Source organism: Ensifer adhaerens (assembly GCF_001270265.1).
Lineage (GTDB): Bacteria > Pseudomonadota > Alphaproteobacteria > Rhizobiales > Rhizobiaceae > Ensifer > Ensifer adhaerens_B.
Map to the genome: position 1 here is coordinate 346,027 of NZ_LGAP01000002.1, position 18,974 is coordinate 365,000.

Sequence of the window (18,974 nt, forward strand, 5' to 3'; positions counted from 1 at the left end):
GGGAGACTATGTTGGATATAATCCAGGAAACCGAGACGAAGGCCCAAGCGTCGGCTGAAATAGCCAAGCTCAGCCTCGTCTACGAGCAGCACCCGCTCTATGGGGTCGATATCTATATCGCCGGCAAGGAGGGGACGAGCGATCTCGAACTTCTCCGACAGAACGGCATCACTACCGTCGTCAACTGCGCCGTCAATCTCGACTTCAATTTCGTCAGGCAGGCGCAGCTGGTGTCCGATCATGAGGGCAGCGTCTATGGCCCGGGCGAGATCCGCTACTACAAGATCGGATTGATCGACGGCGGCGGCAATCCCGATACGCAGATGCTGGCCGCGCACTATATCCTGCGCGCGGCATTGGAGCAGGTGCTGCCGGAAAAGCCGTCCTATCCGCGCCGGGAGATGGGCAACATTCTCATCAACTGCCGCGGCGGCCGCTCGCGTTCAGTCATCGTCGTGTCGCTGTTTCTGCACCTGACCTTGCCGGCCGAGTTTCCGACGCTGGACACAGCGATCGCCTTCGTCCGCAACCGTCGCGGCCTGCCGGAGAACGAATGGTACAAGGCGCCGAAAGCCGTGCTGATCGAGTCCGCGCAGCGCGCCGCAAGCTGGGCGAGGATGATCGAGGCCCGGTAGGGCCAATCCTGAGACGCCGACTGCGAAACAGTCCCTTTCGCAAGTCGGCGGGCAACGTGTGCCGATCCAGCGGGGCACGCAAGCTGTTGGCGACCACGCTTGTCCGCAGGAATCGGGTTGAATTCGGCAGCCGTCCGCACGATTTTCATCCTGTGTGAGAAACGCGAGGATGGCGTCATGGCCCAGACAGTTCACAACTATCTTATCTTCGAAACCGCTGCCGGCTTCTGCGGAATCGCCTGGAACGCCATCGGCATCACCCGTTTCCAACTGCCGACCAGCAAGGCGCAGGGTACCGAACGGCTGCTGCTGCGTCGGCTTGTTGCCGGCGAACCGGGTACGCCGACACCGGAAGTCGCCGAAGCGGTTGCCGCGGTTCGACGCTACTTCAACGGCGAAGCGGTCGATTTCTCCGATATCACGCTCGACCTCGAAGGGCAGGATCCGTTCTTCAAGCAGATCTATGCCGCCGCCCGCAGGCTCGGATGGGGACAGACCACCACCTATGGCGCCTTAGCGAAGGAACTCGGCGTCGGTCCCGAGGCCGCGCGGGATGTCGGCCAGGCGATGGCGAAGAACCCGGTGGCGCTGATCATTCCCTGCCACCGGGTGCTGGCCGCCGGCGGCAAGGTCGGCGGCTTCTCGGCTCCCGGCGGCTCAACATCGAAGATCCGCATGCTGGAACTCGAAGGCGTGCGTCTCGGGCCGCCGGAGCCCGCCCAGCAATCGCTGTTTTGAGCACGGCGGCTCCGACCGCCGATTTCAGCGAAACAGGCGGTCGATATAATCGCGACCGAGGCCGACCTTCTCGTAGTGGTCGCGACAGAGCGCGATATAGTTGTGCACGTCGAAGAAGCCGTCCGGCGCGCCCTGTTCGTCCAGCCAGATCAATGGCCCCTTGACCTGGAAGAACACCTTCATCGGCTGCTCGTGTTCATAGGCGACCAGCGTATGTCCCTCGCCGGGCGTCCGCGGGGCAGGACTACTCCTAGCGGAATGCTAGGCCGGCCTGACGAGGCTGACCGGGCGCGGTTTGGCATCCGCTGTCACGTGATAGCTGTCGGCGGAAGCGGGGCGGCCGACATGGAAGCCCTGAACATGGTCGATGCAGAACTTCCGCATCAGCGCCATTTGTTCCTCGGTTTCGACACCTTCCACCAGGATCTTGTGGCCGCGATTCCTGACCAGCCCAATGATATCCTTCAGCATCGCCTTGCCCTTTGGCGTCCCGCAATCGTGAAGGAACGAGCGGTCGATCTTGACGGTATCGAAATCGATCAGCCGGAGCCAGGAAAGGCCGGCAAAGCCCGTCCCGAAATCGTCGAGCCAAATCCGGATGCCCAGCGTCTCGAGGTCGCTGATGCAGCGCAGCACATCCGAGTGCATCTCCATCTCGAGGCCCTCGGTAATTTCGAAGGCGAGCCGGCCGCCGGCCACTCCCGTCTCACCAAGGATAGCGGCAACGGACGTGGCGAAACCGGGCGTCTTCAGCTGGATAGGCGAGACATTGACGCTGACGACAGGCACATGATCGTTTGCGAGAAGCTCGCGGCAGACCGTGCGGATCGCCCAGCGCCCGAGGTCGATGATGGCACCGGTGCGCTCGGCAATGGGGATGAAAAGGCTAGGGGGAACCGCTGTCCCATCCAGCATTCTCAGCCGCATCAGTGCTTCGACGGCCTCGACGCGGCCTGTCGCTACATTCTTGATCGGCTGGTAGACGAGGGAGACGAGATCCTGATCGGTCGCGATCTTCAAGAGCGCCGCGATGTTCTCGCTCTCATCGCTGGTCTGCGGGTCGTTCGGGTCAAAGACCCGGGCGCAGTTGCGGCCGCTCGCCTTGGCGGCATAAAGCGCCCGGTCGGCCTCGTGGATGATCCGCTCGAGCTTGGAGCCCGTCTGATGTCTGGTGAAGGAGGCGCCGACACTGACCGTGACGATGGACGTGCCGTCGCGCCGCTGTCCGTGCACCAGTTCGAGGCGCTGCACCGTGCGGCAGATGGCGTCGGCCAGATCGGCGGCCTCTTCGAGCGTGTCGATGCGCGCGAGGATGATGAATTCTTCGCCGCCGTACCGGCCGATGGACGCGTCGAGTTGCTCGATCGATTCCTTCAGCGTGTTGGCCACGAGAATGAGGCAACGGTCGCCTTCCTGGTGACCATAGCAGTCGTTGTATTTCTTGAAGAAGTCGACGTCGATCAGGATCGCTGCGAAACTGTCGCCGAACTTTTGCCAGTCGCCCCAGTACTCCCGCAGCTTCTGGTCCACGGCCCGGCGATTGTCGAGACCGGTCAGGGAATCGGTGTTGGAGAGCCTGAGCAGCGCCTTGCCGCGCTCGGTCGCCTCCCGCTGTTGCACCCTTGCCTCGAACGCATTGAGGAAGACCTTGTAACGTTCGCGGTTGAGCTTCCAGTTTACGTAGGACGTGAACACGAAACAGGAGACATAGAAGGTGCCGAACGCCAGCTGGTAGGAGGGGTTCTGCTGCGAGAAATAGAAGAGATCGAGGAAGAACGCGCCAAGGATGATGCTCGACGAGATCACCGAAAGACGGAACTGGAAGATGAAGAACAGGTTGGCGCCCATCATGAAGATAGCGCCGAAGATCATGTAATAGGACATGTTCTGCACGTGCGCGGTCATCATCGCCGGAATGAGCCAGCCGAGATAGCCGAAAACAAGCGCGCCGGAACAGGTCCTGTCCAGCCAGTCCGTCCTCACGTTGAAGTGGACCTGGACTTCCAGAACGGCCAGCGCAACCGCGCCTACGACAAAGCGCGAGGCGATCGTGTAGTGTGCGACGTCGGAGATCAGCAGCAGGTCGGTAATCGAAAACAGGAGATAGACGGCGACGGCAATCCACAGCCCTTTTCTCGTCGCTTCCCTGCGGGTCGTTTCGCCTTCTTGGCGATAGAGTAAGCGCAGCTCCGCCGGCAGCGGTCTGAGTGGCTGCTTGTGCAAATCTATCTCAACGACGTCGGCCAGGGTTTGCTTCATGCACCGGTCCAGGGAGTTGCGTCTCGCTCAACGGAAATCTGGTCTCGTTTTTCCATCTCTGGACGTTGCTTCAGACGCTCCACGCTTGCCATCCACGGGGTACCACAACAAGGACAAGCAGGCCTCAACGACATCGTAGAAGACGCCTATTAAATTTTGATAAATTAGCCGAGACTGACGGCCGGCGCAGGGGTGTATCCAAATGGATACTGTCCGCCAGAATTTACCATATACTCTACAAAAACTTGCAATTCGAGACGCAGTTCGCGCATTCTTACCCATATTGTTAACAGAGCATTAACGGATGGGTTTTGCGTGAGCCAGCTTCAAATCGTGTTCGATGGCGAAAGTCTTATTACTCCCCAATCAATCGCAACCGAGTTCACTTCGTCAAGAAGCGAGTTTTATGACGAGCAGTTTGCAACAGGAAAAGCCGAACTTGCCCTGATTCTCCAAATTGCACAGCAGCAATTTGCCCAGGAACTGGACCCCAGGAAGATAATACATCGATTGGCGGCAGCGCTTCATGAGACGCGCGCAAAGTTTCATCCGAGCGTTTGGCAGGAACTGATTCCGATCGCACAAAAGCATCCGGTGTCGGAATACTTCCTCCAGGACCCTTTTACCCGCTGGTCCTTCGAAAAACCGCGGGGTTACTCCGGCGACGCCCAATTGCTCGACTTCATCTACGGCCATCCAAGTGTTGCCGGCGAGATCGCCAAGGCGTCGCCAGTGGGCAAGGCTCTCTATGACTATACCAAGGACGCCTCGTCGTCGGTTGCCGTGCGGGAACGCCGGGATCTGCTGACGCAGCATGTCGATCAGATCGCCGCCACGCGCGGTGGGGAGGCGGAAATCCTGACGATTGCCGCCGGGCATCTGCGCGAGGCAAACCGTTCGGTCGCCCTGCAGGAAGGCCGCATAAAGCGTTGGGTCGCGCTCGACCAGGACCCGCTCAGTGTCGGATCCATCACCAGGGATTTTCGGGGAACCCGCGTTGAGGCGATCGACGGCTCCGTCCGAGGGATCCTGACCCGAGCGCACAAACTCGGCAAGTTCGATTTCGTCTATGCGGCGGGGCTTTACGACTACCTGCCCCACAACGTGGCGGTGAAGCTCACACGCCGCTGCCTGCAGATGCTGAAACCCAACGGCGTCTTCCTCTTCGCCAATTTCGCAACGGATATTGGCGTCGACGGCTATATGGAGACCTTCATGAACTGGGCGCTGCTGCTGCGCTCGCAGTCGGACATGTGGAGCATCGTCAACGAAAGCGTCGACGGCACCAATTTCGAATCGCATGTGACGTTCGGGGCGAACCGCAACGTGGTCTATGCGACGCTGCAAAAGCGCTCGTAATCGCCACTGAAGTCCGTTACCGCGGCGCGCGTCATCTTTGACGCGCACCGCGGTCGTTCGGAATAGGCGTGGTGTCACGTTGGCGGGCAGCGTGACACTCTTGACGCTTCCTGGCCCAGTGCCGCTGTTCGCGCGAAACGTGCCGTTCTTAAGTTCGCGATAGGGAAGTTTTTCGCCGGTGCGGCGCAGTTATGCAGGTCCTGCAAGTCTGGCGACCGATCTACCCAGAGCTGTTATGCAATAATTTCATAGCGCCTGAAATTCTATGCATTGGCGAGCCGCTTTCCTTTTCTCTAGCATCCCCAACTGCACAACTTGTGGCCCATGAGAGCGCTGCACCGAAACGGACAAAGCTCCAGTTTCGGCGCGCAACTGGTGGGGGGCGGGAGACACGGGCTGTGCCGAGGGCCGCGCTTGCAACCAAGCGTGGCTCTTAATTGCAGTGACGGCCGAAGGGGAGGAGCCTTAGATGCCAGCGGGACAGTGTTTTCACGCCGACATGATCGTGCACAACGGCGTGATCTGGTGCGGTCTAGCCGAGGGCGTCGTCGAGGCCCTGGCGATCTGGCAGGGCAAGATCCTGGCAACAGGCACCAGGCAGGAAATGGAAGCCTATCGCGGAAACGGGACGCAGCTTCTCGACCTTCAAGGGCAATTCGCGACCCCCGGTCTCAATGATGCGCATCTGCATTTGATTTCGGTCGGCCTGACGCTGAACTGGGTCGATGCAACGCCGCAGGCAGCACCGACCCTCGAAAGCCTGCTGGCCGCAATCAAGCATCAGGCCGAAAGCACGCCGCCCGGCACCTGGATCCGGGCGCGCGGTTACGACCAGACCAAGCTCGATACCGGCCGCCATCCGCTTCGCGCGGAACTCGATGCGGTCGCGCCGCACCACCCCGTGATGGTGGTGCGCGCCTGCGGGCATGTCTCGATCTTCAATTCAGAGGCATTCCGTCTTGCCGGCGTCGACGAGAACACAGCCGTGCCGGAAGGCGGCTTGATCGAACAGGTCTCCGGCGCCCTGACGGGGCTGGTCGCAGAAAATGCGCAGGGCCTGGTCCGCGCGGCAATCCCGAAAGCTTCGACCGACGACATGATCGATGCGATCGAGAGCGCCGGCAATCTTCTCCTGTCCTACGGTATCACCAGCATCATGGATGCGGCGGTCGGTCAGGTCGCAGGCTTTGACGAGATCAAGGCCTACAATCTGGCGAAGCTGCACAACAGGCTACCGGTGCGCACCTGGCTGGTTCTTCTCGGCGACCCCAACGTTTCGATCGTGCCGCAGAGCTACGAGGCGGGCCTTGTTTCCGGTGTCGGCGACGACATGCTGAAAGTCGGCGCTGTCAAGATCTTCCTCGACGGCTCGGCCGGCGGCCGCACCGCCTGGATGAGCAGTCCCTATCTCGGCGACGACAACAATATCGGCGTCCAGATTCTTTCCGATTCGGAACTCGAGGCACTCGTGCTCGACGCGCATGCCAAGGGCTATCAGCTGGCCTGCCACGCGATCGGCGACGCTGCGATCGATCAATTGATCACGGCCTACGAGAAGGCGCTCGACGCGGTCCCGGATGCGGACCGCCGCCACCGGATCGAGCATTGCGGTTTTTCCAGCGACGCACAGCACCGGCGCATGGTGAAGGCGGGCATATATCCGTGTCCGCAACAGGTCTTCATCTACGATTTCGGCGATGCCTATGTCTCGGTGCTCGGCGAAGAGCGAGCGCTTTCGAGCTATCCCTTGAAGACCTGGAAGGAACTGGGGCTGAAGCCTGCGACCGGCAGCGACGCGCCGGTCTGTCATCCCAATCCGTTCCCCAACATCTACAGCATGCTGACGCGCAAGACAGCCAAGGGCACCGTGATGGATGCTCGCGAGCGGGTCTCCATCGAGGAGGCTCTGCAGGTCTACACCGAATACGGCGCGTTCTCGCAGAAGCTCGAGACGGTCAAGGGACGGCTGGTCCCAGGGCAGCTTGCCGATATTGTCGTGTTCTCCAGGAACATGCTGACGGCCAGCCCCGAAGACATCCTCAACGATACGCGCTGCACCCTGGCAATCCGGGGCGGCGAGGTGGTCTTCGAGCGACAGAACGCCTGACGAAGGCGAAAGGGAGCCGCAAGGGCGGCTCCATGCATCTCAGCCGATCCGGGAGGTCGGATGAGATCGCGATCTTGTTCATCCATGAGCAGAACAACAAGTGGGGAGGAATACGGGAATGATGAAGAAAATAGCATTGCTTTCGACACTGACGGCGGCGTTGCTGGCGGGCGTAGCGTCAGTCCAGGCGGCCGACACGCCGCGGGCCGGGGGGACGGTAAACTTCGTGGCGCCCTATGGCGATAGCTTCTCGACGCTCGACATCCAGGCGTCGCCGCAGACGCAGGACGAATTCTACGCCAAGGCGATCCACCGCACCCTTTACGATTGGGACGCGGACAAGAACGTGCCGGTGCTGGCGCTTGCGACCGATGTCGGCATCTCCGCCGACAAGCTGGTCTATACCTACAAACTGCGCCAGGACGCCTATTTCCACAACGGCAAGCAGATGACGGCCGACGACATCATCTCGAGCTTCACCCGCATGGCCGACCCGGCCAAGGCCTATCCGCCCTCGCGCTATATCGCCAACATCAAGGGCGGTGCCGACTACATGGCCGGCAAGGCCGAGGCGATTTCGGGGCTGAAGAAGCTCGATGATTTCACCCTGGAAGTGACGCTGACGGATCCGGTCGATCCAGCCTTCCTGTTCATGCGCAACAACACGGCGATCTACCCGGCCGGCGAAGCCGACAAGGAAGGCTTCCAGAGCCACCCGATCGGCCTTGGCCCGTACAAGTTCGCCGAATATGTGCCCGGCTCGCGGCTGACGGTCGAGAAGTGGGAGAAGTACTATGACAAGGACAAGCCCTACGCCGACAAGATCAACATCCTGATCATGGGTGATGCCTCGGCGCGCGACGTGGCCTTCCGCAACAAGGAGATCGACGTCTCCGTCCTCGGGCCGTCGCAATACGTCGCCTATCAGGCCGATCCGGAGCTGTCCAAGGGGCTGCTCGAAGTCGCCGAAGTCTATACGCGCTATGTCGGCTTCAACCTCGATTTCGAGCCGTTCAAGGACAAGCGCGTTCGCCAGGCGTTCAACTATGCGATCAACGCCGACCTGATCATTAAGCGGCTGGCGAAAGACAAGGCCTACCGGGCGAGCGGCTGGCTACCGACGTCATCGCCGGCCTACGACCAGGACGCCCAGCCCTACGCCTACGATCCGGAGAAGGCCAAGGCCCTGCTGGCCGAGGCAGGCTATGCCGATGGCTTCGATGTCGAACTGACGGCGACGCAGAACGAGAGTTGGGGTCTGACGATCGTCGAGGCGATCATCCCGATGCTGGAAAAGGTCGGTATCCGGGTGAAGGCAAAGCCGGTCGAAGCTTCCGTGCTCTCCGAAGTCGTACCATCAGGCGATTTCCAGTCCTTCATGTGGTCTTCGGAAAGCGGCCCGGATGCATTGACCGCGATGCAGTGCTTCTACTCCAAGACGTCTCAGGCGGCGTGCAACTACCAGAAGTTTGCCAATGCCGATTTCGACAAGCTGTTCGAAGCGGCCAAGGTCGCCAAGACCGACGAGGAAAAGAACGACTTGCTGCGCAAGGCCAACAACCTTGTTCAGGAAGAAGCACCGGTCTGGTTCTTCAACTACAACAAGGCTGTGATGGCCTACCAGCCCTGGCTGCACGGGTTGCAGCCGAACTCTGCCGAACTGGCGATCCAGTCCTATGAGAAGCTCTGGGTGGACGAAACGGTTCCTGCCGGACGTTGATGAAAGCCGCCCCGGCGTCGCCCGTGCGATCCCGGGGCTCCTTCCGCTGATATCTGGCACGCATTGCCGTGAATAACGTAGGCAATACTTACGAATTGGCCGCTCGGCAGAATGATCTGGCCGCACAGGCCGCTATCGCTTGGCGCCGCAGAGCTATCGCCCGCGCATCCGTTGATGGGCGTCGCGAGGGGGAAAATGAATGCTTCAGTTCGTCGTGCGCCGCATCTTGCAGGTGATCCCGACAGTCATCGCGATATCGTTATTGATCTTCGTGATCTTCAGCGTGGTGCCGGGCAGCATCGCCACGAGCCTGACGGCCAATGGCAAGGGCGGCGGCGACCCGAAGATCGTCGAGAAGATGACGCGTGAATTCGGTCTCGACCAACCGCTCTACGTGCGGTTCGGCGCGTATCTGTCTGATCTCGCAAGGTTCGACCTCGGAACATCGTTCCGCAGCCGCCAGCCGGTGGTCCATCTGATCGGCGAACGCATGTGGCCGACCTTGAAGCTGGCATTTGCTGCGATGGCGATCGCGATGTTCGTCGGCGTGCCGCTCGGCTTTATTGCGGCCTTGAAGCCTGGCAGCATCATTGACACGCTGACCATGATCGGCGCGATTTCGGGCCTTTCCCTGCCGCAGTTCTGGCTCGGACTGCTTGGCATGTATCTGTTTGCGCTGACGCTTGGCTGGCTGCCGAGCTTCGGCTACGGCGACGGCGGCCCGATCAACCTGATCCTGCCGGCATTGACGCTCGGCGTTGCGCCGATGGCGCTGTTGGCGCGCACCACGCGCGCCGCCGTGCTCGACGTGATGAACGCCGATTTCATCCGCACCGCCCGCGCCAAGGGCATGAACGGCTTTCGCCTCGTCACATGGCACGTCGTGCGCAACGTGCTGGTGCTGATCATCACCACCATCGGCCTGCAGTTCGGCTCGATGATGGGCCAGGCGGTGGTGGTAGAGAAGCTGTTCTCGTGGCCCGGCCTGGGCTCGCTGCTGGTCGACAGCGTCAGTCTGCGCGACATCCCGGTGGTTCAGGGCGCAATCCTCGTCATCGTCCTGTGGTTCCTGCTTATCAACACCATCGTCGATATTCTTTACGCGGTCATCGATCCGCGCATCAGCCACGGATAGATCCATGAGAATACGGCTCAATCTCCTCATCGGTGGCGTCATCTGCACCGTCGTCATCGCCGCGGCGCTGCTTGCGCCTTGGCTGGCACCGACCGATCCGGTGCTCGACGCGGACCTGATGAATGCGGAGCTGCCGCCGGACGCGCAGTTCTGGTTCGGCACCGACGCGCAAGGGCGCGACGTTCTCAGCCGCATTCTCTACGGCGCCCGCATCTCGCTTGCCGTCGGCATCGGGTCGCAGGTCATCAACACGCTGATCGGTCTGGCACTCGGCATTTCGGCCGGCTATTTCGGCGGCTGGTGGGACGATTTCGTCACCGGGCTCACCAACCTGATGCTGGCCATCCCGAGCCTGATCTTCGCACTCGCCATCATGGCGATCCTCGGCCCTGGTCTCGTCAGCCTGCTGATCGCGCTCGGGCTCACCAACTGGTCATGGACCTGTCGCATCGCGCGAAGCTCGGCGCTGTCGCTGAAGAAGCAGGGCTATGTCCAGGCGGCCAAGACTCTCGGCTATGGCGATATCCGCATCATGATCACGCAGATCCTGCCCAACATGATCGGCCCGATCCTGGTGATCGGAACGCTGGGCATGGGCGATGCGATCCTTGCGGAAGCAGCACTTTCCTATCTCGGGCTGGGCATCAAGCCGCCATTCCCGAGCTGGGGCAACATGCTGACGGATGCACGCGAACTCATCGTCATCGCCCCCTGGGCGGCGATCTTTCCGGGACTGGCGATCTTCGTCACGGTTCTCGGGCTTAATCTTTTCGGCGACGGCCTGCGCGACTGGCTGGACCCGCATATGAGGGCGCGGCAGCTATGACGGACAATTTGCTTGAGGTCAGGGACCTTCGCCTCGATATCGTATCGGGCAAGGCGAGCCACAACGTCGTCGACAACGTGTCCTTCTCGATCGGACGCGGTGAAGCCTATGGCCTGGTGGGTGAATCGGGCTGCGGCAAGAGCATTACCGCGCTTTCGATCATCGGCCTCTTGCGCGCGCCGCTCGCCGTCACTGGCGGTTCGCTGAAGTTCAACGGCCGGGACCTGAGGGAGCTTTCGAAGCGCGAGCTGCGGCGGCTTCGGGGCGAGCGCATCGCCATGATCTTCCAGGAGCCGATGACCGCCCTCAACCCCTTGTCTCCGGTCGGCCGCCAGATCGCCGAGATGTTTGTGCTGCACAAGGGCGCCACCTGGAAGGAAGCCGAGAAGCTGGCGATCGAGGCGCTTGGCAACGTACAGGTGCCGGCGCCGGAAGAGCGGGTGAAGAACTATCCGCACCAGATGTCCGGCGGTATGCGCCAACGAGTGATGATCGCCATCGCGCTCGCCTGCAATCCGGATCTGCTGATCGCCGACGAGCCGACGACGGCGCTCGATGTCACGGTGCAGGCCGAGATCCTCAAACTCGTCAAGGAACTTTGCGCCGCGCGTGGCACATCCGTCCTGATGATCAGCCACGATCTGGGCGTGATCGCCAACATGTGCAATAGGGTGGGCATCATGTATGCCGGGCGCCTGGTCGAGGAGCGGCCGGTCGCCGACCTGTTCCTCGATCCGGCCCATCCCTACACCGACGGCCTGCTCAGATCGCTGCCGCATCTGGGCTCGCGCCGGCAGGAGGGACGAAAGCGGCTGCAGGAGATCGAAGGCACGGTTCCCTCCATCGCCAGCTTTCCGCCGGGCTGTCGCTTTCAGCCGCGCTGCCACAGGGCGACGTCCATCTGCACCGCCGAAATTCCACCGCCAACCGGCCTCAGCCATGATGGCTTCGTGAAGTGTTTCAACCATGAGCGATAAGAACGAACCATTGGTCAGGGTCGATAGCCTGAGCGTGCACTTTCCGGTGCGCAACGGTATCTTCGGTCGCTCGAAGCGCACGCTTCGCGCGGTGAACAACCTGAGCCTGACACTGAACAAGGGCGAGTGCCTGTCGATCGTCGGCGAATCCGGTTGTGGAAAGTCGACGCTCGCGCTTTCGATCCTCGGACTTCAGGAGCCGACCACCGGCGAGATCTATTTCGAAGGGAGATCGATCACCGGCAAGGCGCGGCCGTCCCGGCTCGAGCGGGCCGGCATGGCGCAGATGGTATTTCAGGATCCTTACGCGTCGCTCAATCCACGCCAGACCATCTATACGTCGCTGGCAGCGCCGCTCCGGCTGCATGGCGTCTCCGACCGCAAGGAGATCGCCGGGCGTATCGAAAACATGATGCAGCTGGTCGGATTGAAGCCGGAGCAAGCCAAGCGCTTCCCGCATGAGTTTTCCGGCGGCCAGCGCCAACGCATCGGCATTGCCCGCGCATTGATCCTCAACCCCAAGGTCGTGGTGCTGGACGAACCGGTGTCGGCGCTCGACGTTTCCATTCGCGCCCAGATCATCAACCTGCTGCTGGAGCTCAAGGAACAGCTCGATCTGTCCTACATCATGATCAGCCACGACCTGAGCGTGGTCGAACATATGAGCGACCGCGTGGCGGTTATGTATTTCGGCCAGATCGTCGAGACCGGCAGCTGGGATCGCGTTTTCGCCGAACCGCAGCATCCCTATACGCGGCGCCTGATCGGGGCCATCCTCGACCCCGTGACCGAACTGACGGGCCAAGGCCCGGTTGATACGCGCGAGCCGCCCGAGCCGCCGCCGGGCTATGACTACTATCCCAGGGAATTCGGAAAGCACGACGTCTACAGCCTGCCGCCCTCCTCGCAATTGGTTGCGCTGAGGGACGATCACAGCGTCCGTCTGATCGCGCGCGGCTGAGCCGGTTTTCGGGATCGAGGTTACACCGCCGGGGTGACCGTGTTCCTCCGCCGGCGGCGACGGGCCGCAAATGCACTTCACTGGGACGACTGTTGAGAAGGTCGTCGACGAAGATTGCCGTGGAGACCGGCTTCGACGGAGAGCTCCTGGCCCCGACACCACTCGCATGACAGCGGCCTGCTTGGCTGCACGCCACATCGCGCAGAAAACGGGTGGCGGAGCTCCACCTTCTCGGCGAAGCTTGTCTGGTGCTGCCACTCGTTAGAGCGGTAGTCGTCACGACGATCACGCGGTGTGTTGCGCTCCGGCGTGGTCCGATTGCTCAATGGCCTCGTTTTCGGATGCAACGCGATCCGGGGAACTCTTTCGACATGAACATCGACCGCCGCCCCCTTCAGAATCGCGTCACGCCATTCGGCGACATTGTCGCCATCGCGCAGCGCGGTCTGTTTACCGGCAACCGCGGTATCATCCACGACCCCGAGACGAAAAACCTGTCGAGGAGGCGGTGGACGTCCAAGGCGTGGCTGATCTGCACCTGCGATTACGGCGATCGCCGACGGGACGTCATGGCCGGTCGAAGCTGGACCGAACTTTTCTTTCTCGACGAGGCCGTGGCGCTGGCGGCGGGACACCGCCCCTGCTTCTTCTGCCGGCGGGAGGCCGCTCTTTCTTTCAGGGCCGCCTGGACCGGCGGCTCGAAGACGACGCCATCGGCGGGCGACCTTGATGCGGTGCTCCACAGCGAGAGACTTTCTGGCGGACGAAAGCGAATTCATCCGCTGCCGTCGCCGCTCGCCGAACTGCCTGATGGAACGATGGTGGTGGCATCCGACTCGGCCTACACGATTGCATCCGGACGCTGTTTTCGCTGGACCGAGGCGGGCTACCACGGGCCGGAAGCGGGCGTCACCGCCGAGGGGATGCTGACGCCGCCCTCGACCGTCAGGGCTCTTCGGGCGGGCTACCGTCCGGTCCTTCATCCCGATATCGCCAGTTTTCTCTCCGGATCGACATCATGACCGACCTGTTCGCCAAGTTTTCCGTTGAACCGTCCCGCGAGACCATGGCCGAAGGGGCTATGCTGCTTCGCGGCTTCGCGCAGGCGCTCGAGGGTCAGATCCTGCCGGCGCTGCGAACGATCATCGCCGAGGCGCTGTTCCGGCATATGGTGACGCCGGGTGGCTACACGATGTCCGTCGCGATGACCAATTGCGGGGCGGCGGGATGGGTCACGGATCGCAGCGGGTACCGCTACGACAGGCTCGACCCGGAGACCGGCAAGCCGTGGCCGGCGCTGCCGTCGTCCTTCCTCGATCTTGCCATCACCGCGGCGACGGAGGCAGGCTATCCCGATTTCAGGCCTGATGCCTGCCTGATCAACCGGTACGAACCCGGCGCCCGTCTTTCGCTTCACCAGGACAAGGACGAGCGCGATTTCTCGCACCCCATCGTCTCGGTTTCGCTCGGTCTTCCCGCCACATTCCAGTTTGGCGGGCTGAACCGCACCGACCCGGTCCGGAAATTCGCGCTGGGCCACGGCGATGTCGCGGTCTGGGGTGGGCGGTCGCGCCTTTTTTATCACGGGGTAACCGAGTTGAAGGACGGCGAACACGAGACCCTCGGCCGAATGCGCATCAACCTGACCTTCCGCGGCGCACTTTGAGGAACCATCGATCGCAAGCCTACACTCATCGCCAAGGAGGCAATTCTATGGATCCACGTGTTTCAATCGTACTTCCAGACCCCGTGGGACAAGGCGCAGCGACGCGTGTCGCAGCTTACGATTGGCAGGCGATTTTCGACGATTTGAACGGCTACGGTTGCGCGGTCATGGAAAAGCTTCTGTCAGTGGAGGAGTGCCGACAGATTTCGGTGCTCTATCAGGAGGAAGAGCATTTCCGCAGCCATATCCACATGGCCCGGCATGGTTTTGGAAGGGGGGAATATCGGTACTTCAAGTATCCGCTGCCGGACCTGCTTGGCCGTCTTCGCACCACGCTCTATCCCCGCCTCGCTGACGTTGCCAATGAATGGAACGGCCGCATGGGGATCGAGGGACGGTACCCGACCGAGCACGCGGAGTTCCTGCGGCAATGCCACGATGCGGGCCAGACTCGACCGACACCATTACTGCTGCAATATGTGCCCGGCGATTTCAATTGCCTGCATCAGGATCTCTATGGCGATCTTGCCTTTCCGATCCAGGTTGCGATCCTTCTTTCCGAACCGGGACAGGATTTCACGGGCGGAGAATTCGTGCTGACGGAGCAGCGTCCGCGCATGCAAAGCCGGGTCGAAGTCGTTCCCCTTCGCCAGGGCGACGCCGTGGCGTTTGCCGTTCACAACCGGCCGGTCCAGGGGACGAAGGGCAATTATCGTGTCAACCTTCGCCACGGGGTCAGCCGTGTTCGATCAGGCTTGCGCCACACTGTCGGCATTATCTTTCACGACGCAAAATAGCGCGGTTCGATTCGTCTTTTTCATGGCTCGCGGTAAGTGCCTCTCGCTTTCGGGCGAGGGGCTTTGTTTGACAACGACCTTCCCCTGCCTATTTGCCAGGCGAGCAGACAGGAGGAATTCGATGTTCAAAACGACCATTCTTGCCGGCTTGCTCGTGCTTGTTTCCTTGGCCAGTTCCTGGGCAGCGGATGCGGGTACAGTGCTCGAAGGGCAAAAAATGCCCAGCAGGATTCTCGGCAAGGATGTCGAATATACCGTCTATCTCCCGCCGAAATACGAGGCTGGGAACCGCTCCTATCCAGTCATCTATCTCATGCATGGCGGCGGCAGAGGCAAGAATACCGACTGGTATCGTTTCGGCGGAGCCGACCGGGTGTTCGATCGGATGATCGAAAGCGGCGAGATCCCGGCCTTTATCGCCGTCACCCCGGAGGGGCGTCGGGACACGGAGAACAGGTTTAATACTTACTACATGAACGATGCCGACGGCGGTTACCGCTGGCAGGACATGTTCCTGCAGGAGTTCGTGTCCTATATCGACCACACCTACCGAACGGTGCCCGAGAAGGAATCGCGAGGCATTCTTGGCCTTTCCATGGGCGGATATGCGGCAATCGCCTTCTCGTTCAAACAACCTGAAATGTTCTCCGCCGCCGCGGCGCTGAGCGCAGCCTTTCGAACCGACGCTCAGGTCGTCGAGATGGACCAGAAGGGATACGACCGTCGCTATGGCAAGGCCTGGGGGGTGGGTCTCGTCGGCAGGAGCCGGTTGAATGCCGCCTATCACGACAACAGCGTGCTCGATCTGGTCGAGAAGATACCTGCCGAGCAAATCAGCAAGACAGCGCTCTATATGGATTGCGGTTCGAGCGACGATTTCTTCGTCGGCAATTCCGCGCTCCACCTGAAACTTCAAGAACTCGGTGTGGAGCACCGTTTCATGGCGCGCGAGGGCGGCCATGACTGGGCCTATTGGCGCAGTGGCCTACCCGAGGCGTTGAGCTTCGTCGGCGCCATCTTCCGAGATGACTAGGCATCTAATCTTTCGCTGGGTTGGGACGGGAGTGTTTGGGAGCGACCGTGCCGAGCCTTGAGCTCAGCACGGTGGCGCCAGTTCGCCGAACCGCTTTGAGGGCAGCTTTCGTGCCTGGCGGCAACTCTGATATGCCGCGTGAAGCAATGACTGTCGTGAAAGAGCGGGCCGGTCCGGTTGCGTTTGGCAGAACCTTGAGAATGGTCTCGCTTTGAGAGGGCGGATGATGCGTCCGAGCCCTCCGCAACAGCCCGGCCAGGTTATTTGCCCAGGCCAGTTGGTCGGCCCGCCCGATGCGCGTCACCAAGGCGATCGGCCTCTTTACATCCGGCTCCTGCGTCAGCGTGCAAACAGGCTGTCGAAATCGGCAAACCCCTTGACCTCGATGGGATTGCCGCTCGGATCAAGGAAGAACATCGTCCGCTGCTCGCCGGGCTCGCCCTCGAAACGCACGACCGGCGGGATATCGAAGCGCACGCCCTTCTGTTCGAGACGCTCGGCCAGTGCAAACCAATCGGCAAGGCGCAGCACCACGCCCAGATGTGGCATCAGCACGAGATGATCGCCGACCTTGCCGGTCCGCGTGACCTTGAAAGGCTCACCGAGATGCAGCGACAGTTGATGGCCGAAGAAATCGAAATCGACCCAAGTGTCCGTGCTGCGCCCTTCCTCGCAGCCGAGCACGTCGCCGTAAAACCTGCGAGCGTCGTCAAGATCCCTGACGTGATAGGCGAGGTGGAAAAGCGACTTCATCCGTAACTCCCGTGTCCTGGTTGACACAGGGATATCGTCTTGAGAGGCTAAGAAAAACTATGTAATTCTTTCTCTGAGAATAAGGATTTCCATTGGATATTCGCTTCCTGCAAAGTCTGGTTGCCACCGTGGAAACGGGCTCCATCGCGGCCGCCGCACGCCGGGAGAAATTGACGCCCGCCGCCGTCAGCCAGCGCATTCAATCGCTCGAACGGGCCCTCGGATGCGTTCTGCTCGCCCGCGGTGCCCATTCGGCTCAGCCGACGGAGGCCTGTCTTTCGCTTCTGCCGCGGGCACGTCTGCTGATCCGGGAAGCCGAAAACCTGAGATACGACGTTGCCGGCGGCGGGCTTACCGCCGAGTTGAAAGTCGGGTCGATCTCGACGGCGCTGACGGGCATTTTCCCTGAGGTTCTGGACGAGCTCTCCCATCGGGCGCCGAGCCTGAAGCTGATGCTGCGCCCCGGTTCGTCGTTGCAACTTTACGAACAACTGCTCTCAGGCGAGCTCGATGCCGCCGTGCTGGTCGAGCCGCCATTCGCGCTGCCGAAGGGATTGACGGCGCATGTCATCCGGCGCGAACCGCTTGTTCTTATCAGCAAGGATGCCACGGATCTTGATCACATCCACGAGCGGATCCGGCAGGCGCCATTCATCCGCTACGATCCAGGATCGTGGGGTGGGCGGCTATCCCAACAATACCTCGCCGATGCCGGGCTTGATCCGGACATTCGTTGCGATATGGACGCGCTGGAGACCATCGCCATTCTGGTTGCCAATGGAATGGGAAACTCGGTCGTTCCGGCTTGGCAAGGCCTCCAACGGAATGGCTTTCACCTGACCGAGGTGCCCGACGCCGCCGCTTACGAGCGTAGGATCGTCTTCCTGCACCAGAGCGTGCCAAGTCGGCCGACGCCGCTTGCGCTCTTGAAGGAGATTCTATCGCAGGGGCTTACCGGCTGAGTGGCGCCGGCCTCACGAGGATTATCGCGTTTGCGGGATCCGCGCCCGGTGCCGGGAGGAGGCCGAACGGCGCCCGCTAGGAAGGGCGCCGTGTCGGGATTGCATCTGGTGCGAGCGCGACGCCCGCTGGGCCTAGCTGAGCAGGAAAGTGGTTACGGGCAACTGAAGTGCGGCGGCAATCCGCTGGAGTTTGCCGGGATCGGCGTCGGCCCCAAGCTCGATGTTGGTGATTTCGGCGTCGGTCAGCCCGCAGGTAAGCGCAAGTTCGTCGACGCTGTAGCCGACGGCCTGGCGGGAGCGCCTGACGGCGTCGCCGATATCGACGTGGGTCGAAGTCGCGGTGGTGGAGGCATCAAGATTGTTTATTGAAACAGTCATGAAGTGATCCTTCGGTTGTGCGCGAAAAGCGAGGCTTTTCGCGTGAAGGCGGCGTGCAGCCATGAAAAACTCGGCCAGAAAACGGGCGCCGAGTGCAGTGCAATATAAGTTCAAAAGATGGCAGCGCAAGGCTTGTCGGCAATTGCGGCCAAGGCGCCGCCTCGATTGGCCACCAGGATCCATGGTGAGACGGCGGCGGGCCATCCTGTGGATACGGGCCTGCCGGGCCGGTCGCCCTGATTAAGGTGAGAGCTGGCGGCTCGGTTTGCTCACTTGGAGAAAGCAGGCTTACGAGCGCGTGCGCAGCTCATCGACCAGTACGCGCATGTTTTCGGAGTAGTCGATCGGCACATCAACAAGATGCACGCCACCGCCGGTAAACGCGGCCTCCAGCGTCGGCACCAGCGCCTCCGCGCTCGTGACCCGCGTGCCCTTTGCGCCATAGGCCTCCGCATAGCGTACAAAATCCGGGTTGCCGAATGTCAGCCCGAAATCCGGGAAATCATCGACGGCCTGCTTCCAGCGGATCATGCCATAGGCACTGTCGTTCAGGATGACGACAACGAGGTTGAGCCCGAGGCGAACGGCGGTCTCCATCTCCTGGGAGTTCATCATGAAGCCGCCGTCGCCGCACACCGCCATGACGCGGCGCTCGGGATAGAGCATCG

19 protein-coding genes (1 of these 19 running past the window's edge) are annotated in these 18,974 nt (G+C 61.4%); 14 read left to right on the forward strand and 5 right to left on the reverse strand.

All coding sequences use genetic code 11. The features are described from left to right. Positions 1-8 precede the first annotated feature (8 nt). Positions 9-635, forward strand: coding sequence for a dual specificity protein phosphatase family protein (locus AC244_RS06430; protein WP_053247969.1), 627 nt, complete (start codon positions 9-11; stop codon positions 633-635). A gap of 177 nt (positions 636-812) precedes the next feature. Beyond that, positions 813-1,373 (forward strand): methylated-DNA--[protein]-cysteine S-methyltransferase, encoded by a 561-nt coding sequence (locus AC244_RS06435; RefSeq protein WP_053248394.1) that lies wholly within the window; start codon positions 813-815, stop codon positions 1,371-1,373. Positions 1,374-1,397: 24 nt separating this feature from the next. Here AC244_RS06435 and AC244_RS06440 read toward each other — a convergent pair whose 3' ends face one another. Both AC244_RS06440 and AC244_RS06445 read right to left on the reverse strand, forming a co-directional pair. Beyond that, on the reverse strand, positions 1,398-1,556 hold the full coding sequence (locus AC244_RS06440) for a hypothetical protein (RefSeq protein WP_234716863.1): 159 nt from the start codon (positions 1,554-1,556) through the stop codon (positions 1,398-1,400). Between the two features lie 78 nt (positions 1,557-1,634). Then, positions 1,635-3,632 (reverse strand): putative bifunctional diguanylate cyclase/phosphodiesterase, encoded by a 1,998-nt coding sequence (locus AC244_RS06445; protein ID WP_053247970.1) that lies wholly within the window; start codon positions 3,630-3,632, stop codon positions 1,635-1,637. Positions 3,633-3,947: 315 nt separating this feature from the next. Between AC244_RS06445 and AC244_RS06450 the strand changes: the two genes are divergently transcribed. The 11 genes from AC244_RS06450 to AC244_RS06500 all read left to right on the forward strand — a co-directional run bounded on the left by AC244_RS06450 (position 3,948) and on the right by AC244_RS06500 (position 16,213). Beyond that, positions 3,948-4,991, forward strand: coding sequence for a class I SAM-dependent methyltransferase (locus tag AC244_RS06450; protein WP_053247971.1), 1,044 nt, complete (start codon positions 3,948-3,950; stop codon positions 4,989-4,991). Positions 4,992-5,460: 469 nt separating this feature from the next. Then, the gene (locus AC244_RS06455) at positions 5,461-7,098 is read left to right on the forward strand and encodes an amidohydrolase (RefSeq protein WP_053247972.1); all 1,638 of its coding nucleotides are present in this window, start codon (positions 5,461-5,463) and stop codon (positions 7,096-7,098) included. Positions 7,099-7,219: 121 nt separating this feature from the next. Continuing rightward, positions 7,220-8,818 carry an ABC transporter substrate-binding protein gene (locus tag AC244_RS06460; RefSeq protein WP_082366783.1) on the forward strand — a complete coding sequence of 533 codons (1,599 nt, stop codon included), beginning with the start codon at positions 7,220-7,222 and terminating at the stop codon, positions 8,816-8,818. Positions 8,819-9,017: 199 nt separating this feature from the next. Then, entirely contained in the window at positions 9,018-9,953 is a 936-nt protein-coding gene (locus tag AC244_RS06465) for an ABC transporter permease (protein ID WP_053247974.1), read from the forward strand. Between the two features lie 4 nt (positions 9,954-9,957). Then, a complete protein-coding gene (locus AC244_RS06470) occupies positions 9,958-10,779 on the forward strand; it encodes an ABC transporter permease (protein ID WP_053247975.1) in 822 nt (273 codons plus the stop codon). Further along, the gene (locus tag AC244_RS06475; protein WP_053247976.1) at positions 10,776-11,756 is read left to right on the forward strand and encodes an ABC transporter ATP-binding protein; all 981 of its coding nucleotides are present in this window, start codon (positions 10,776-10,778) and stop codon (positions 11,754-11,756) included. The genes AC244_RS06470 and AC244_RS06475 overlap by 4 nt, the downstream gene beginning before the upstream one ends. Continuing rightward, on the forward strand, positions 11,746-12,717 hold the full coding sequence (locus AC244_RS06480; protein WP_053247977.1) for an ABC transporter ATP-binding protein: 972 nt from the start codon (positions 11,746-11,748) through the stop codon (positions 12,715-12,717). The genes AC244_RS06475 and AC244_RS06480 overlap by 11 nt, the downstream gene beginning before the upstream one ends. 371 nt (positions 12,718-13,088) lie before the next feature. Beyond that, positions 13,089-13,739: a hypothetical protein gene (locus tag AC244_RS06485; protein WP_053247978.1), complete on the forward strand. Its 651-nt coding sequence runs from the start codon at positions 13,089-13,091 to the stop codon at positions 13,737-13,739. Continuing rightward, a complete protein-coding gene (gene alkB / locus AC244_RS06490; RefSeq protein ID WP_053247979.1) occupies positions 13,736-14,383 on the forward strand; it encodes a DNA oxidative demethylase AlkB in 648 nt (215 codons plus the stop codon). Before AC244_RS06485 ends, alkB begins: the two co-directional genes overlap by 4 nt. Positions 14,384-14,430: 47 nt before the next feature. Then, positions 14,431-15,180: a 2OG-Fe(II) oxygenase gene (locus tag AC244_RS06495; protein ID WP_053247980.1), complete on the forward strand. Its 750-nt coding sequence runs from the start codon at positions 14,431-14,433 to the stop codon at positions 15,178-15,180. Positions 15,181-15,301: 121 nt separating this feature from the next. Next, positions 15,302-16,213 carry an alpha/beta hydrolase gene (locus AC244_RS06500; protein ID WP_053247981.1) on the forward strand — a complete coding sequence of 304 codons (912 nt, stop codon included), beginning with the start codon at positions 15,302-15,304 and terminating at the stop codon, positions 16,211-16,213. A 339-nt stretch (positions 16,214-16,552) separates the two neighbouring features. Here the strand turns inward: AC244_RS06500 and AC244_RS06505 are convergent, their stop codons facing one another. After that, the gene (locus tag AC244_RS06505; RefSeq protein ID WP_053247982.1) at positions 16,553-16,966 is read right to left on the reverse strand and encodes a VOC family protein; all 414 of its coding nucleotides are present in this window, start codon (positions 16,964-16,966) and stop codon (positions 16,553-16,555) included. Positions 16,967-17,058: 92 nt separating this feature from the next. Between AC244_RS06505 and AC244_RS06510 the strand changes: the two genes are divergently transcribed. Next, positions 17,059-17,928 carry a LysR family transcriptional regulator gene (locus AC244_RS06510; protein ID WP_053247983.1) on the forward strand — a complete coding sequence of 290 codons (870 nt, stop codon included), beginning with the start codon at positions 17,059-17,061 and terminating at the stop codon, positions 17,926-17,928. A gap of 132 nt (positions 17,929-18,060) precedes the next feature. On the opposite strand, the gene AC244_RS06515 is transcribed toward AC244_RS06510, so the two are convergent. Both AC244_RS06515 and AC244_RS06520 read right to left on the reverse strand, forming a co-directional pair. After that, positions 18,061-18,306: a helix-turn-helix domain-containing protein gene (locus tag AC244_RS06515; protein ID WP_053248395.1), complete on the reverse strand. Its 246-nt coding sequence runs from the start codon at positions 18,304-18,306 to the stop codon at positions 18,061-18,063. Positions 18,307-18,594: 288 nt separating this feature from the next. Next, positions 18,595-18,974 carry the 3' end of an acetolactate synthase large subunit gene (locus tag AC244_RS06520; protein WP_053247984.1) on the reverse strand. 1,258 nt of this gene lie beyond the right edge of the window, so 380 of the gene's 1,638 nt are visible here — the last part of the coding sequence; the start codon falls outside the window, past its right edge; its stop codon occupies positions 18,595-18,597.

Excerpts from the sequence above, each read along its gene's own strand:
- AC244_RS06430 (WP_053247969.1), top strand. The coding sequence starts at position 9 with ATGTTGGATATAATCCAGGAAACCGAGACGAAGGCCCAAGCGTCGGCT.
- AC244_RS06435 (WP_053248394.1), top strand. The coding sequence starts at position 813 with ATGGCCCAGACAGTTCACAACTATCTTATCTTCGAAACCGCTGCCGGC.
- AC244_RS06440 (WP_234716863.1), bottom strand. The coding sequence starts at position 1,556 with ATGAAGGTGTTCTTCCAGGTCAAGGGGCCATTGATCTGGCTGGACGAA.
- AC244_RS06445 (WP_053247970.1), bottom strand. The coding sequence starts at position 3,632 with ATGAAGCAAACCCTGGCCGACGTCGTTGAGATAGATTTGCACAAGCAG.
- AC244_RS06455 (WP_053247972.1), top strand. The coding sequence starts at position 5,461 with ATGCCAGCGGGACAGTGTTTTCACGCCGACATGATCGTGCACAACGGC.
- AC244_RS06460 (WP_082366783.1), top strand. The coding sequence starts at position 7,220 with ATGAAGAAAATAGCATTGCTTTCGACACTGACGGCGGCGTTGCTGGCG.
- AC244_RS06465 (WP_053247974.1), top strand. The coding sequence starts at position 9,018 with ATGCTTCAGTTCGTCGTGCGCCGCATCTTGCAGGTGATCCCGACAGTC.
- AC244_RS06470 (WP_053247975.1), top strand. The coding sequence starts at position 9,958 with ATGAGAATACGGCTCAATCTCCTCATCGGTGGCGTCATCTGCACCGTC.
- AC244_RS06475 (WP_053247976.1), top strand. The coding sequence starts at position 10,776 with ATGACGGACAATTTGCTTGAGGTCAGGGACCTTCGCCTCGATATCGTA.
- AC244_RS06480 (WP_053247977.1), top strand. The coding sequence starts at position 11,746 with ATGAGCGATAAGAACGAACCATTGGTCAGGGTCGATAGCCTGAGCGTG.
- AC244_RS06485 (WP_053247978.1), top strand. The coding sequence starts at position 13,089 with ATGAACATCGACCGCCGCCCCCTTCAGAATCGCGTCACGCCATTCGGC.
- alkB (WP_053247979.1), top strand. The coding sequence starts at position 13,736 with ATGACCGACCTGTTCGCCAAGTTTTCCGTTGAACCGTCCCGCGAGACC.
- AC244_RS06495 (WP_053247980.1), top strand. The coding sequence starts at position 14,431 with ATGGATCCACGTGTTTCAATCGTACTTCCAGACCCCGTGGGACAAGGC.
- AC244_RS06500 (WP_053247981.1), top strand. The coding sequence starts at position 15,302 with ATGTTCAAAACGACCATTCTTGCCGGCTTGCTCGTGCTTGTTTCCTTG.
- AC244_RS06505 (WP_053247982.1), bottom strand. The coding sequence starts at position 16,966 with ATGAAGTCGCTTTTCCACCTCGCCTATCACGTCAGGGATCTTGACGAC.
- AC244_RS06515 (WP_053248395.1), bottom strand. The coding sequence starts at position 18,306 with ATGACTGTTTCAATAAACAATCTTGATGCCTCCACCACCGCGACTTCG.